Source organism: Streptomyces tsukubensis, assembly GCF_003932715.1.
In the GTDB taxonomy this organism is placed as follows: domain Bacteria; phylum Actinomycetota; class Actinomycetes; order Streptomycetales; family Streptomycetaceae; genus Streptomyces; species Streptomyces tsukubensis.
On record NZ_CP020700.1, the window covers coordinates 2252215 to 2265582 of the forward strand.

The window sequence follows — 13368 nt, forward strand, 5'->3', positions numbered from 1 at the left end:
CCGTACGAGGGCCGTGCGGAGGGCACCTCGCACCGGTACGGCTGCCGGCATACGGGAAGGCCCCACCGGAACCGCGCGGGTTCCGGTGGGGCCTTGAGGTTTCCGTGGGCGGACCTGCCCGTAAGGCGGGCCCGTCCGCAGCTGCGCCGTACGGCTCAGATGTGGCCCACGCCCGCGCCCGCCTCGGCATTGGCACCGCGCTTGGTCAGCAGGGCGACGAAGACCGCGACCACGGACACCCCGGCGGCGACCAGGCAGGCCAGGCCCATGCCGGAGATGAAGGTCTCGTGGGCGACGTCCGCGATCCTGGCGGCGATCTCCGGCGGAGTGCCCTGGGCAACCGGCGGCACACCGACCTGGACCGCTTCGGCGGCCTTGTCCAGATCGTGCCCGGCCAGCGGCGGGAGCTGCGCGTCGGCCCAGTTGCCCGGCAGATCGCTGCCGACCTTGGAGGCCATCACGGCGCCCAGGACGGCGGTGCCGAGCGCACCACCGATCTGCATCGCGGCCTGCTGGAGACCGCCCGCGACACCGGACAGCTCCATCGGCGCGTTGCCGACGATGACCTCGGTGGCACCCACCATGACCGGCGCGAGGCCGAGGCCCAGCAGGGCGAACCAGACGGACATCAGACCGCTGCCGGTGTCCTTGTCCAGGGTCGACATGCCGAACATCGCGACCGCGGTCAGCACCATGCCGCCGGCCAACGGGATGCGGGGACCGGTCTTGGTGATCACCGCGCCCGCCAGCGGGGAGCCGACGATCATCATTCCGGTCAGCGGCAGCAGGTGGAGACCGGCGTCGACCGGGCTGAGTCCGTGCACGTTCTGGAGGTAGAAGGTGACGAAGAACAGTCCGCCCATGAAGGCGATGGCCATCAGCACCATCAGGACCACACCGGCGGACAGCGGCACCGAGCGGAACAGCTTCATCGGGATCAGGGGCTCGGTAACCCGGTTCTCCCACCAGGCGAAGACCGCGAAGAGGACGAAGGACCCGACGATAAAGCCCCAGGTCTTGGCACCGCCCCAGCCCCAGCCCTCCTCCGGGGCCTTGATCAGCGCCCAGACCAGGCAGAACATCGCGGTCGACAGCAGGGCGATACCGGGGATGTCGAAGGAGCGCGAGGCGTTCCGGGCGCGGTGGTCCTTGAGGATCACCAGACCGAGGATCAGGGCGACGATCCCGACCGGGACGTTGATGAAGAAGACGGACTGCCAGCTGACCTTCTCGACGAGCAGACCGCCGACGATCGGGCCACCGGCGGTGGAGGCGCCGATGACCATGCCCCAGATGCCGATGGCCATGTTCAGCTTCTCGGCGGGGAAGGTGGCGCGCAGCAGTCCGAGCGCGGCCGGCATCAGCAGCGCGCCGAACAGGCCCTGGAGGACGCGGAACACGATCAGCATCGCGATGGAGTCGGAGAAGCCGATCGCGGCGGAGGCGGCGGCGAAGCCGACGACACCGACGAGGAAGGTCTGGCGGTGGCCGAAGCGGTCACCGAGCTTGCCCGCGGTGATCAGGGCCACGGCGAGGGCGAGGAAGTAGCCGTTGGTGATCCACTGGACGTCGGCGAAGGTAGCGTCCAGATCGTCGGCTATCGCGGGGTTGGCGATGGCGACGATGGTGCCGTCCAGGGCGACCATCATCACACCGATCGCCACGGCGAAGAGCGTCAGCCAGGGGTGGCCGCGCAGCCCGCCGGCGGGGGCCGGAAGGTCGTTCTGGGGATCCTTCGGCGCCTTGTTGATGGTGGTCTGACTCGTCATTCCGCCCAGACTAATGACAGCCGCTGACAATTCATAATTGATTCTTTTAGTCGGCGGCTGTCACTTCGGTCACCGGTACGCTGACCCCGTCCGCGGGACCGGGAAACCGGACGGAGACGGGGTTCCCAGCCCGTGGCCGACCGGCTTCTCCGGGGTGGTGCGGACGGTACGGGGCGGGCGCGACGCGGGGACCACGGGGTCCCTCCGGCCGGCCCCGGCGGGCAGAGGCCCGGGCCCATCCGATCGTCGGGCCCCGAGGACGATCGACGACCAATGAATGAGGGCATGAAGTGACGGTCGGGCCGGCGGGCGCCGGCGGGCTGCGCGAGCGGAAGAAGCAGCGGACCAGGGACGCCCTGGCCCGCGCGGCGCTGGAGCTGTTCACCACGCAGGGTTTCGAGGAGACGACGGTCGACGAGATCGCCGATGCGGCGGACGTCTCCCAGCGCACCTTCTTCCGCTACTACGCGAGCAAGCTGGAGGTCGCCTTCGCCGTACAGGAGGTCGTCGAGGAGCACTTCCTCGCGTCGCTGCGGAGCCGTCCGCCGGAGGAGGCGCCGTTCGAGGCGATGCGGAACGCGGCCCTCGGGGCCTGGGACACGGTGGAGGAGGTGATCGCGGAGATCGTGCCGGTCGAACTCCATATGCGGACGTATCTGATCATCGAGTCCACGCCCGCGCTGCTGGCCGTGCACATCCGCCGGTCGCTGAAGACGGAGGAGACCCTCAGCCGGATCCTCGGCGAACGCGAGGGCCTCGACGTCGACACGGACCCGCGGCCGCGGCTCGCGGTGGCGGCGATGAGCGGTGCGATGCGGGTGGCGGGCCGGCTCTGGGGCGAGGGCTCCGACCACAGCGTCCGGGCGATCCGCGAGCTGATCGCGCACTACATGGACCATCTGACACCGGCGCTCGTCGGACCGTGGCGGGACCGACCGGAACAGGGGGCGGGCATCGGCCACAGCGAGCGTTTCCGGCCATAACCGGAAGCGAGGGTTTCCGGCGGCGGCCCCGGGCCGGGCGGGGTCGGGAACATCCGCCGTCCCGGCACCCATCGGCCCGCCGCGATGACATTTCCGGTGAAGTAGCGGCCTGACGCGCGTAGAACATCGGAGAGACCGCTCCCTCCCGAAGGGGCGACGCGAGCGCTCCCGACCCCTACGATGATGTGTATGGGTGATGTATTGGCCGGAATTCAAGCCACATGGGAGTTCACGTCCGACTCCGTGCACATCCGCTTTGAACGGGGACACCGCACGCCGAGGCTGTTCTCGGCGCTCCGCGAACGCCGCATCCCCCACGAGGCGTTGGCGTCGGTGGCACTCTCCCCGGGCAAGCGGGGAACCGTCGTTCTGCACGCCAGACCCCGGCCCGGTGCGGATCCGCTGATGGCCGCGGCGGCGGGCCAGCTGAAGGAGGAGTGCGACCCCTACCGGCTGGTGCTGCCCGCCGACCGGGAGGACGCCGCCGTGTACTACCGCGACGCGCTCCGTGCCGTACTGCCCGCGGACGCCGCCCGGCCCGCCGTGCGGTACGTGGTGGCCGCGCCCGGCTCGCCCATCGCCTTCAAGGCGCACGACGGCCGGGCCTCCTTCGACGGCCGGTACGTGGACTTCCGCTGGTCGCGCACCGGCGCCTCGTCCACCAAGTGGAAAGCAGGCGACCAGAGTTTCGCCGTGGGCGAGCTGAGCGGGGTCGAATGGCGGACGCCCGAGAGCCTCGACGGCTATCTGCGGCTGCTGCGCCGGGTCCCGGAGCCCTCGCCGCCGGCCGGGGCCGCGAAGGATCCGGCGGCGGTGGTGTTCGGGGTGCGCAGCGGCTCGGTGCACGAGTCGCTGCCGTTCGCCGCGGCCGTACTGGAATCGGTCCAGCGCTCCGGCCCGGCACCGGCGCTCGCACTGAGCACGGCCCGCCGGGACCCGGCGGACATCGCGGAGCGGATCCGGCACCTCGGGGAGCTGCGGGACGCAGGGCTGGTCACGGACGAGGAGTTCACCTCGAAGAAGACGGAGCTGCTGGCAGAGCTGTGAGCCGCCCGAGGCGGGAGGGGCGGGAGGGGCCCGCCCCGGGGGCGGACCGGTGGCCGGGCCGGGGTAGTACCCGGGTATGACCCCCGTACGAGCCCCGGGGTATGACGCCGCTGCTCACAGCGGTGCATAGCCTGGCAGGGTGACTCCCTCCTCCCCCCAGAGCCCGCTGTGGCCGACCGCCCGCGCGCAGGCGCGGCTGGTCCTCAGGGCCCTGCGGACACCGTCCCACCCGGCCACCCCGCTGCTCGGCGATTCCCCCCGGCGCTGGCTGCGCTACCTGCCGTACCTCGTGGTCACGGCCGCGGTCGCCGCACTGCTCCCGGTCACCGTGAACGTACTGACCACGGCCTACGGGCTCAACGCCGACGCGGCCTGGCCGCTGGCCGTCGCCCAGACGGCACCGCTGCTGATGGCACCGACCCGGCCGTTGCAGGCCTGGTGGCTGGTTTTCACCGCGGACGTGATCGGTGCGGCGTCCCTCACCGGAGCGGACACCGTGGGCAGCCCGTGGCCCTGGCCCCCGCCGGTGGTCGTCGGCTATCTGATCCTGATGGCCTTCCTCGGCCTGCGGGAGTCCCGCCCGGCCCTGATCGGGGTCTGGCTGACGACCGGAATCGCCGGGTTCGCCTGCGAGCTGCTGCGCTCGGAACTCAGCGACGGCGTCTGGGTGCTGCTGTTCATCCTCACCGGAGTGGTGCTCGTGGCCACCGGCGCACTGCGCGAACGCGGCGACGCCCAGCGGAAACTGGCCGCGCAGGAGAGCATCAGCGAGGCCGAGCGGGCCCAGCGCACCCTGCTGGAGGAACGGACCCGGATCGCCCGGGAGCTGCACGACGTGGTCGCCCACCATATGTCCGTGATCACCGTGCAGGCCGACTCCGCGCCGTACCGGATCCCGGGGCTGCCGGAGCAGGCGCGCGAGGAGTTCGGGACGATCGCGGCGAGCGCCCGGGAGTCCCTGACCGAGATGCGGCGGCTGCTGTCGGTGCTGCGCAGCGCGGACACCGGGGGCGAGCTGGCGCCGCAGCCGGGGATCACCCGGGTGCAGCAGCTGGTGGAGGCGACGGTACGGGCGGGGGTGCCCGCGGAGCTGTCGCTGAGCGTCGACCCGGCGCAGGTGCCGCAGGCGGTGGATCTGTCGGCGTACCGGATCGTGCAGGAGGCGCTGGCGAACGTGGTGCGGCATGCGCCGGGTGCGGTGACCCGGGTGTCGGTGGTGTCGGACGGCACGGATCTGACGGTCGTGGTCGTCAACGGGCCCGCCGGATCCCGGGCGGAGCCGCTGGAACAAGCGGGTACGGGCCATGGGCTGGTCGGTATGCGGGAGCGCGTACGGTTGACGGGCGGCACGCTGGACACCGGTCCGCTGCCGGACGGTGGCTTCCGGGTGGCCGCGCGTCTGCCGCTGACCGCGCCCGGGACGGCGGAGGAAACCGCGTGACCATCCGGGTGATCATCGTCGACGACCAGGCCATGGTGCGGGCGGGTTTCGCGGCGCTGCTGTCCGCACAGGCCGATATCGACGTCGTCGGGGAGGCACCGGACGGCCGGGCGGGGGTGGACGTGGCCCGCTCCGTCCACCCCGATGTGGTCCTCATGGACGTCCGGATGCCGGAGATGGACGGTCTGGCGGCGGCCCGGGCGATTCTCAACCCGCCGGTGGGCGGGATGCATGTGCCGAAGGTACTGATGCTGACCACCTTCGACGTGGACGACTATGTGTACGAGGCGCTGCGCGCCGGGGCGTCGGGCTTCCTCCTCAAGGACGCGCCCCCGGCGGACCTGATCTCCGCGGTCCGGGTGGTCGCGGCGGGCGAGGCACTGCTGGCGCCGTCGGTGACCCGCCGGCTGATCGCCGACTTCGCGGCCCAGCGGCCCGCGCCCCGCCGGGACCCCTCGCTCCGGCTGAAGGCGCTGACGCCGCGCGAGACGGAGGTGCTGGAGCTGATCGCGCGGGGACTGTCCAACCAGGAGATCGCGAGCCGGCTCGTCGTCGCCGAGCAGACGGTGAAGACCCATATCGGCCGGGTCCTGGCCAAACTGGACCTGCGCGACCGGGCCCAGGCGGTGATCTTCGCCTACGAGTCGGGGCTGGTACGCCCTGGCGGCGTCTAGGCGCCGCGGTTTCCCCGGGGGCGGGGGCGCGGGGGCCGTGCCGCGCGGGCGGCGTGCCCGGTCCTGAGGCTTGGAGAGCGCCCGGCCGGGCGAGGGACGTCCCCCGGCCATCGACCGTGAGCGCTTATCGCGCAGTTCCTCGCGCCCCTAAGGGCCTCCGCCCTCAGGCTCCTTCGTGGCCGCACGAGCGACTGGCAGTCCGGAGAAGCCGGATGGGGGGAGAGGTCAGGCAGAGCGCTTGCGGAACTGGGTGATCAGCGCCGCGTAGCTGTTCTCTGCGTGGCCGTCGGCGGCCGCGCGCTCGGCCAGGTTCAGGAAGAGATTCGGCAGCTCGGTGCTGACGCCGAGCGCCTCGCTCTCGTGGAGCAGATGCTCCATCCCGCCCCTGTGGACGGCAACAGTGGCATCGGTGGCCGGATAGTCGCCGTCGTCTATCTGCCGCGCGTACGCCGAGACATAGTCGGCCGTCACATTGATCGCGGTCCTGGCCAAGGGCGCGAAAGTCGTCGCCTTGACGTTCGCGGTGCCCAGCAGCGCGGCACCCTGCAGGAAGCCGTTCAGGGCACCCCACATGATGCCCAGGATGGACATGTCGTACAGGGCGGACAGGCCGTGGTCCTCGTCGAGGTAGACGGTTCCGGCCTCACCGAGTGCCTGCAGGGTGGCTTGGTGCACCTCGAAGGCGGCCTTCGAGCCGGAGTACAGCAGCGTGGCTTCGGCGGTGCCGATGGCCTGGGGAAGGGCGAGGATCGCCCCGTCGAGGTACGTGCTGTCGAACTCGGCCGCCCACCGGGCGGCTTCGCGTGCCTGGGTGGAACTGGAGGTGGTCAGGTTGAGAAGGGTACGGCCGGCCAGTGAGGAGCCGACCGGGTCCAGCAACTCGTACACGGTGTCGTAGTCCGAGACGCAGACGACGACGAGCGGGCTCGCCTCGACCGCGCTCCTGACCGATTCGGCCAGGGTGGCGCCGTCGGCGACGAGATCGTCGGCCTTGGCTGCCGAGCGGTTCCAGACGGTGGTCGGGTGACCGTTCGCCAGGAAGGCCGCGGCCAGCGCGTGGCCCATCAGTCCCAGGCCGACCACGGTGACCGGCGTTCGCGAGGCGGAAGGGACGGAAGGGGTGGAAGGGGTGGACATAGGTGCTCCTGCGTCTGTGGCGGTGTAGGTGTAGGTGTAGGTGTAGGTGTCTGTCATGTGGTGCAGGCCGCGGCGGGTGGCCGGCGGTGCTGCGGGGGCCTCAGGCGAAGAACCCGACGACGCTGCGAATACGGCCCCCGGTGAACTCGACGACGTCGTAACCGGTGGTGGCGGTGCCGAGTTTCCAGGTGAACAGCGCACGGTCGTGGTGGGCGCCGACCACGGTGTCGAGGGTGAACTCCAGATCACCGAAACCCTCCCGGGCCCGGTCGATCACCTCGGACAGTTCGGCGTGCCCGCGCAGGCCCGCGTTGTTGGGGTCGGTGTAGACCGAGTCCTCGGTGAAGACGGACTTCATCAGCTCCCTTCGAGCGGCGGCGTCCCGCTCGTTCCAGATGTCGAGGTAGGCGCGGATCACATCGGTGGTGCTCACTTGTCGGCTCCTTGATCTGCCGTCTGCCGTCTGCCGTTCTCTTTCTATACGGCGTGTAGAGATTACACGACGTAGATTAAACCAACTCTGTAAACTGTCAAGCGTGAGCGACCACACCACGAGCCGCCGCGACCGGCTGCGCGCCCAGACCAGCGCCGAGATCAAGGCGATCTCGATGAAACTCATGGCGGACGGCGGCCCGAACGCGATCTCCCTGCGCGCCATTGCCCGTGAGATGGGCATGACGGCCGGCGCGATCTACAGCTACTTCGCCACCCGCGACGACCTGATCACCACGCTCATCGGTGACGTCTACACCTCGGCGGTCGACGCCGCCGAGGCCGCCCGTGACGCGGTGCCGGAAAGCGATCCGGGCGGCCGGATCCTGGCCTGGGCCGAAGCCATGCGCGACTGGGCGCTGGCCAACCCGCAGGGCTTCCGGCTGATCTACGGTGACCCGGTGCCCGGCTATCGCCCGCCCGCCGACGGCCCCGGCCACCAAGCCGAACTGCGCGCCTGCAACGGACTGGTCGGCCTTGTCGCCGCAGCCCGGCCGACGGTCCTGGCACGCCGGTCCGAGGACCGTGCCTACCACTGGGACGACTTCGACCCGGACCTGGTGGCCCATGTCCGGGAGGACTTTCCGGATCTGCCACCGGCAGGCCTCGCGATGACGCTGAGCGTGTGGGGCCGTATGCACGGGCTCATGGCCCTGGAGATCTACGGCCATCTGCGCACCTTCATCCACGACCCGGCCACCGTCTACCGCGACGAGATGCGCGACTTCACCGCTTCTCTCGGCCTCGGCCCCGGATCGTGACCGTCACCGCGACCCGTGCTCGGCGGTATCTGCCGTACCGGACCCCGTAGCCGCCGGGTCGCCCCACCCCTACCCCGGTACGACAGTGCGGTTGGCTCTCCGGTGGGACGTGCCGGCCGGTGCCGTCTTCTTACCTTCCTCCCCGGTCGGACCCGCACCGGCGGGCCGTTGAGGGAGGGGAGACGGCGATGCGCCGGTCCGGAAGGCTCAGGAGGAGGCTGCTCGCCGTCGTACTCGTCGCGGTCTCGGTCGCGGGGACGGCGGGGTGGGTGTCGGGGAACGCCCAGCAGCCGGTGGTCGGGCCGCCGCCCGGCACCGCCGCATGGAACGCCGACCGGGTACTGGGCCGGGCGCTGCCCGATCCGGCGAGCGCCGAACCCCGGGAGGTCGCCGCCTTCTTCGAGGGGCTCGGGCCGCAGGCGCGGCAGGGGCTGGTGGAGCGGCATCCGCTCGTCGTCGGCAATCTCGACGGCGCTCCGGTGGAGACCCGGTACGCGGCCAACGCCCGGGCCGTGCGCGGGACGGCGTACGAGCGGCTGGCCCGGGACGGGCGGCGGATCCTCGCCTTCGACCCGCGCGGACGCGGACAGGTCGCCGAGGTGTACGGGGACCTGGGGCGGGCCCGGCACATCGCCGTGCTCGTGCCGGGGTCGGACATCGACGCGGGCAACTTCGACCGGGCGGGCCGGGGACACCGCGGCCCCTCGGGCATGGCGGCGGCGCTGCACGGGGCCGCGGGCGGCACCACGGCCGTGATCGTCTGGACCGGCTACACCACCCCCGTCGGCGTCGGAGCCGACGCGGCCACCGGCCGGCTCGCCGAGGCCGGGGCACCGCGGCTGGCCCGCTTCACCCGGGGACTGACCGCGGCCGGCGCCGCCCGTCCCAGCCTGTTCTGCCACAGCTACGGCTCCGTGGTCTGCGGTCTGGCCGCCGACCGGGCCGACGCCTCCGACCTGGTCGCCTTCGGCTCCCCCGGGATGCGCGCGGACTCCGTACGAGAGCTGCGGACCAGCGCCCGGGTATGGGCCGCCAAGGACCCCGACGACTGGATCTCCCGGGTGCCCCATGTCCGCCTCTTCGGGCTCGGCCACGGCGAGGACCCCACCTCCGCCGCCTTCGGTGCCCGCCGGGTGCCGGTCGAGGACGCACGCGGCCACGACGGCTACTTCGCGCCCGGTACCGATTCCCTCCGCGCCTTCGCCGCCATCGCCCGGGGAGAGGCCCGATGACCGGCGCCGACCGTGCTGCCCGTACGGCCCCGGAGCGGACGAGCCGGTTCACCGCGTTCGCCGCGTTCGCCGCGCGCGTCGACCGCCGTACCCCGGCCGACCGGGACCGGGCGGTGGACGGACTGCGCGCCGTCGCTCTGCTCGCCGTACCGCTCGGCCACTGGCTGCTCGGCGGCCTCGAACGCGGCGACGACGGCGCGCTGCGCAACGCCAGCCCGCTCTCCGCGTTCGGCTTCTTCGCGCCGGTGAGCTGGGTGCTCCAGCTGCTGGGCATCTTCTTCCTGGTCGGTGGCTACGCCTCCGTACGCTCCTATCACCGCCGTACCGGCACCACCACCGCCTGGCTGCGGGGACGGGTGGCCCGGCTGGGGCGGCCGGTCCTCGGTGTCGCCGCCGTCTGGGCCGTACTGATCCCCGTCCTGTCCCTGCTCGGTGTCCCGGGGACGACGCTGCGCACCGGGTCGACCCTGGTGGTCCAGCCGCTGTGGTTCGTCGGCGTCTACACCGTGGTGACCGCCCTGACCCCGTACTGCGTCCGGGTCTCCCGGGCCCTGGGCTGCTGGGCCGCCGCCCCGCTGCTGCTGTCCGTCGCAGCGGTGGATCTGCTGCGGTACGGGCCCTGGGCGGACGCCGTGCCGTCGTGGCTCGGGCTGCTCACGATCCTGCCGGGCTGGCTGTTCGGCTATCAGCTCGGGGTGAGCTGGGGCGAGGGGCGGATCGACCGGGCCCGGGCCCGGGTGCTGCTGTTCGGCGGCGCCGCGCTCTTCGCCGTACTGCTGCTGTTCTTCGGCTATCCGGCGTCGATGGTCGGCGTTCCGGGCGAGGCCAGGACCAATTCGCATCCGCCGTCGCTGCTGGTGCTCGCGCTGGCCGCGGCCCAGAGCGGGGCGGCGATCCTGCTGCGGGAGCGGATCGGGCGGTGGCTGGCCCGGCCGAAGCTCTGGGCCCCGGTCGTGGTGGTCAATCTGTCGGCGATGACGATCCTGTGCTGGCACCAGACGGCGATGCTGGCGGCCGCGGTGCCGGGCTCGTACGCCGGTGAGCAGGCCGGTCTGACCACCGCGCCCGACACCGTCGGCTGGGTGCTGGCCCGGATCGCCTGGCTGCCGCTGTTCGCCGTGCTGCTGGTGCTCATCGGGCGGTACGCGCGGGTCTTCGAGGCGCCGTGGCACACCGGCACCCGGGCCTCGGCCGCGCTCCGGGCGCTGGCCGGGCTGCTGGCGGCGGGATTCGCGGTCTTCGCGCTGGGGCCGGGATGACCGGGCTCAACGGAGAAGCCGGAGAAGCCGGACGGAAACGGACTCGGCCGGGCACCCGTCGCCCGGCCGAGCCGTCTCCGTCCGTCTGTCCACCCGGGCGCGTCCTACTCCCCCGCGCTCCCCCGCGTTCCTACTCCCGCGCCGCCGACGTGGACGACATGTCCTGGTAGCGGTCGCCCGCCACCTGCCCGGCGATCGGCTCCAGCAGCGCCAGCTCCTCCGCCGTCAGGTGCAGAAACGTCGCCGCCGTGTTCTCGCGGACCCGCTCCGGGCGCCGAGTGCCGGGGATCGGCACCACCGGCAGCCCGTGCACCTCGGCCCGCTGCTGCACCCACGCCAGCGCGATCTGGCCCGGGGTCGCCCCGCGGGCTTCGGCGATCGCCCGCACCGGCGCCAGCAGGGCCGCGTTCGTGCGGGCGTTGTCGCCGGTGAAGCGGGGCTGGTGGGCGCGGAAGTCCTGGGCGGGCAGATCGGCCGAGGCATCGGTGAAGGCGCCGGTGAGGAAGCCCCGACCGAGCGGCGAGTACGGGACGAGGGCAATGCCCAGTTCGGCCGCGGCCGGTACGGCCGTACGCTCCACGTCCCGGCTGAACAGCGACCACTCCGACTGGAGCGCGGTGATGGGGTGCACGGCGTGCGCCTCGCGCAGTTCAGGGCCCGTCACCTCGCTGAGACCGATATGGCGGATCTTTCCGGCGGTGACCAGTTCGGCGAGCGCGCCGACGGAGTCCGCGAGCGGTACGGCCGGATCGCGGCGGTGCATGTAGTAGAGGTCCACATGGTCGACGCCGAGCCGGTCGAGGCTGGCGTCGATGGCCTGCCGGATATAGGCGGGGTCGTTGGAGATCCCCCGGTAGTCGTCGTCGTCCGTGCGGACGATGGCGAACTTCGTCGCCAGGGTGATCTCGTCGCGGTGGGCGCGGACGAAGGGGGCGAGGAAGCGCTCGTTGGCACCGCGCCCGTAGGCGTCGGCGGTGTCGAAGAGGGTGACCCCGGCCGCCAGGGCCGCGTCCAGGGCGGCGCGGGCGGCGGTCTCGTCGGTGTCGCCGTAGAACTCGCTCATACCCATGCAGCCCAGCCCCTGGACGCCGACGAGGGGGCCGTCGGCGCCCAACCGGGTGCGGGCGATCGGGGTGGTGTCGGGGGACGGTACGGCGTTCATGACGGGTCGGTCCTTCCGTACAGTTCGATCTTGTGGTCCAGGAGCGCGAGGGTCTCCTGGAGTTCGGCGATCCGCGAGCGGACGTCGCGGCGGGTGCGCTCCAGCAGCTCGGCACGTTCGTCGACGGTGTCCTCCCCGAGCCGTACCAGCTCGGCGTAGCGGACCATGGAGGCGACCGGCATCCCGGTCAGCCGCAGCTTGCCGACGAAGGCCAGCCAGTCGAGGTCCCGGTTGGTGAAACGGCGCTGGCCGGTATGGGAGCGGTCGACGTGCGGCATCAGCCCGATGCGCTCGTACCAGCGCAGGGTGTGCGCGGACATCCCGACCCAGGCGGCGACCTCGCCGATGGTGTAGCGGTCCTGCCCGTCGGGGCGGGGGTGGCCGGGGTGCGGCTTGCACAGGTCGACGGCCGTGTCACCGGGGCCGCTCTCGGTCAGCGTCGTCATGCCTTCCACGCTAGAACCTTCGAGTGCGCTCCAAGCAAGCGCAGCCGCCCGCGCCCGGTGACCGGGCGGGCACGGGCTACCCTCGTGCGCATGCAGAGCCTGGCGACGACCGAGACATGGCCCGTACCCACCGCCGCTGCCGCCGTGGTGCGTGCGGACGGGACGGTGGCCGGACGGTACGGCCCCACGGGGCACCGTTTCCCGCTGGCCTCGGTGACCAAGCCGCTGGCCGCGTACGCGGTGCTGGTGGCGTACGAGGAGGGCGCGGTCGAGCTGGACGAACCCGCCGGGCCGCCCGGGGCGACCGTCCGCCATCTGCTGGCGCACACCTCGGGGCTGGCCTTCGACGAGCACCGGATCAGCGCCGATCCGGGCACCCGCCGTATCTACTCGAACACCGGTTTCGACGTCCTCGCCGACCATGTCGCCAAGGCGACGGACATCCCGTTCCCCGAGTATCTGCGGCAGGCGGTGCTCGAACCGCTGGGCATGACGTCGACGGCGCTGGAGGGCTCGGCGGCGAAGGACGCGGTGTCCACGGTGGACGATCTGGTGCGCTTCGCGGCGGAGGTGCAGGCGCCGCGGCTGCTGGACGCGCGGACGGTACTGGACGCGATGACGGTCGCCTGGCCGGGGCTCGCGGGACTGCTGCCCGGGTACGGACGGCAGACGCCGAACGACTGGGGGCTGGGTTTCGAGATCCGGGACGGCAAGGCGCCGCACTGGACGGGCGCCGCGTCGTCGCCGCGGACCTTCGGGCACTTCGGCCAGTCGGGCACGTTCCTGTGGATCGACCCGGACGCGGGCGCGGCGTGCGTGGCACTGACGGACCGGCCGTTCGGCGCCTGGGCGGTCGAGGCGTGGCCGCGGTTCACCGACGCGGTCCTGGCGGACCTGCGCGCCTGACCGCCGGGGGCCCCGGGCCCCGAGGCCCTCGCGCCCGGAGGTCCCGGCACCCCGTCCGC

General features: G+C 72.2%; 13 protein-coding genes. 8 read left to right on the top strand and 5 right to left on the bottom strand.

Annotation, left to right across the window (positions count from 1 at the left end):
• Positions 1–155: 155 nt before the first annotated feature.
• Entirely contained in the window at positions 156–1769 is a 1614-nt protein-coding gene (locus tag B7R87_RS08415; protein WP_006349478.1) for an MFS transporter, read from the bottom strand.
• A 290-nt stretch (positions 1770–2059) separates the two neighbouring features.
• Here B7R87_RS08415 and B7R87_RS08420 point away from each other — a divergent pair, with 290 nt between their 5' ends.
• From B7R87_RS08420 to B7R87_RS08435, 4 genes are all read left to right on the top strand, one after another.
• The gene (locus B7R87_RS08420; protein WP_006349477.1) at positions 2060–2752 is read left to right on the top strand and encodes a TetR family transcriptional regulator; all 693 of its coding nucleotides are present in this window, start codon (positions 2060–2062) and stop codon (positions 2750–2752) included.
• Between the two features lie 189 nt (positions 2753–2941).
• Positions 2942–3799 carry a DUF4429 domain-containing protein gene (locus B7R87_RS08425; RefSeq protein WP_040916403.1) on the top strand — a complete coding sequence of 286 codons (858 nt, stop codon included), beginning with the start codon at positions 2942–2944 and terminating at the stop codon, positions 3797–3799.
• A 139-nt stretch (positions 3800–3938) separates the two neighbouring features.
• A complete protein-coding gene (locus B7R87_RS08430; RefSeq protein WP_006349475.1) occupies positions 3939–5240 on the top strand; it encodes a sensor histidine kinase in 1302 nt (433 codons plus the stop codon).
• Positions 5237–5914, top strand: coding sequence for a response regulator (locus B7R87_RS08435; protein ID WP_006349474.1), 678 nt, complete (start codon positions 5237–5239; stop codon positions 5912–5914). Before B7R87_RS08430 ends, B7R87_RS08435 begins: the two co-directional genes overlap by 4 nt.
• 225 nt (positions 5915–6139) lie before the next feature.
• Here B7R87_RS08435 and B7R87_RS08440 read toward each other — a convergent pair whose 3' ends face one another.
• Entirely contained in the window at positions 6140–7051 is a 912-nt protein-coding gene (locus tag B7R87_RS08440) for an NAD(P)-dependent oxidoreductase (RefSeq protein ID WP_006349473.1), read from the bottom strand.
• A gap of 100 nt (positions 7052–7151) precedes the next feature.
• Positions 7152–7484: a nuclear transport factor 2 family protein gene (locus B7R87_RS08445; protein ID WP_006349472.1), complete on the bottom strand. Its 333-nt coding sequence runs from the start codon at positions 7482–7484 to the stop codon at positions 7152–7154.
• Between the two features lie 103 nt (positions 7485–7587).
• Here B7R87_RS08445 and B7R87_RS08450 point away from each other — a divergent pair, with 103 nt between their 5' ends.
• The 3 genes from B7R87_RS08450 to B7R87_RS08460 all read left to right on the top strand — a co-directional run bounded on the left by B7R87_RS08450 (position 7588) and on the right by B7R87_RS08460 (position 10795).
• Positions 7588–8304, top strand: coding sequence for a TetR/AcrR family transcriptional regulator (locus B7R87_RS08450; RefSeq protein ID WP_006349471.1), 717 nt, complete (start codon positions 7588–7590; stop codon positions 8302–8304).
• Positions 8305–8492: 188 nt separating this feature from the next.
• On the top strand, positions 8493–9536 hold the full coding sequence (locus B7R87_RS08455; RefSeq protein WP_006349470.1) for an alpha/beta hydrolase: 1044 nt from the start codon (positions 8493–8495) through the stop codon (positions 9534–9536).
• Positions 9533–10795, top strand: a complete 1263-nt coding sequence (locus B7R87_RS08460) for an acyltransferase family protein (RefSeq protein WP_006349469.1) — start codon at positions 9533–9535, stop codon at positions 10793–10795. Before B7R87_RS08455 ends, B7R87_RS08460 begins: the two co-directional genes overlap by 4 nt.
• Before the next feature lie 130 nt (positions 10796–10925).
• Here the strand turns inward: B7R87_RS08460 and B7R87_RS08465 are convergent, their stop codons facing one another.
• Both B7R87_RS08465 and B7R87_RS08470 read right to left on the bottom strand, forming a co-directional pair.
• Positions 10926–11957, bottom strand: coding sequence for an aldo/keto reductase (locus B7R87_RS08465; protein WP_006349468.1), 1032 nt, complete (start codon positions 11955–11957; stop codon positions 10926–10928).
• Entirely contained in the window at positions 11954–12403 is a 450-nt protein-coding gene (locus B7R87_RS08470; RefSeq protein WP_006349467.1) for a MerR family transcriptional regulator, read from the bottom strand. The genes B7R87_RS08465 and B7R87_RS08470 overlap by 4 nt, the downstream gene beginning before the upstream one ends.
• A 90-nt stretch (positions 12404–12493) precedes the next feature.
• Here B7R87_RS08470 and B7R87_RS08475 point away from each other — a divergent pair, with 90 nt between their 5' ends.
• Complete coding sequence (locus tag B7R87_RS08475; protein ID WP_187144571.1) at positions 12494–13309, top strand: serine hydrolase domain-containing protein; 816 nt, start codon at positions 12494–12496, stop codon at positions 13307–13309.
• Positions 13310–13368 lie beyond the last annotated feature (59 nt).

Bases quoted from the DNA above. Each gene is read 5' to 3' on its own strand.
- B7R87_RS08415 (WP_006349478.1), bottom strand. From the start codon at position 1,769: ATGACGAGTCAGACCACCATCAACAAGGCGCCGAAGGATCCCCAGAAC.
- B7R87_RS08425 (WP_040916403.1), top strand. From the start codon at position 2,942: ATGGGTGATGTATTGGCCGGAATTCAAGCCACATGGGAGTTCACGTCC.
- B7R87_RS08440 (WP_006349473.1), bottom strand. From the start codon at position 7,051: ATGTCCACCCCTTCCACCCCTTCCGTCCCTTCCGCCTCGCGAACGCCG.
- B7R87_RS08455 (WP_006349470.1), top strand. From the start codon at position 8,493: ATGCGCCGGTCCGGAAGGCTCAGGAGGAGGCTGCTCGCCGTCGTACTC.
- B7R87_RS08460 (WP_006349469.1), top strand. From the start codon at position 9,533: ATGACCGGCGCCGACCGTGCTGCCCGTACGGCCCCGGAGCGGACGAGC.
- B7R87_RS08465 (WP_006349468.1), bottom strand. From the start codon at position 11,957: ATGAACGCCGTACCGTCCCCCGACACCACCCCGATCGCCCGCACCCGG.
- B7R87_RS08470 (WP_006349467.1), bottom strand. From the start codon at position 12,403: ATGACGACGCTGACCGAGAGCGGCCCCGGTGACACGGCCGTCGACCTG.
- B7R87_RS08475 (WP_187144571.1), top strand. From the start codon at position 12,494: ATGCAGAGCCTGGCGACGACCGAGACATGGCCCGTACCCACCGCCGCT.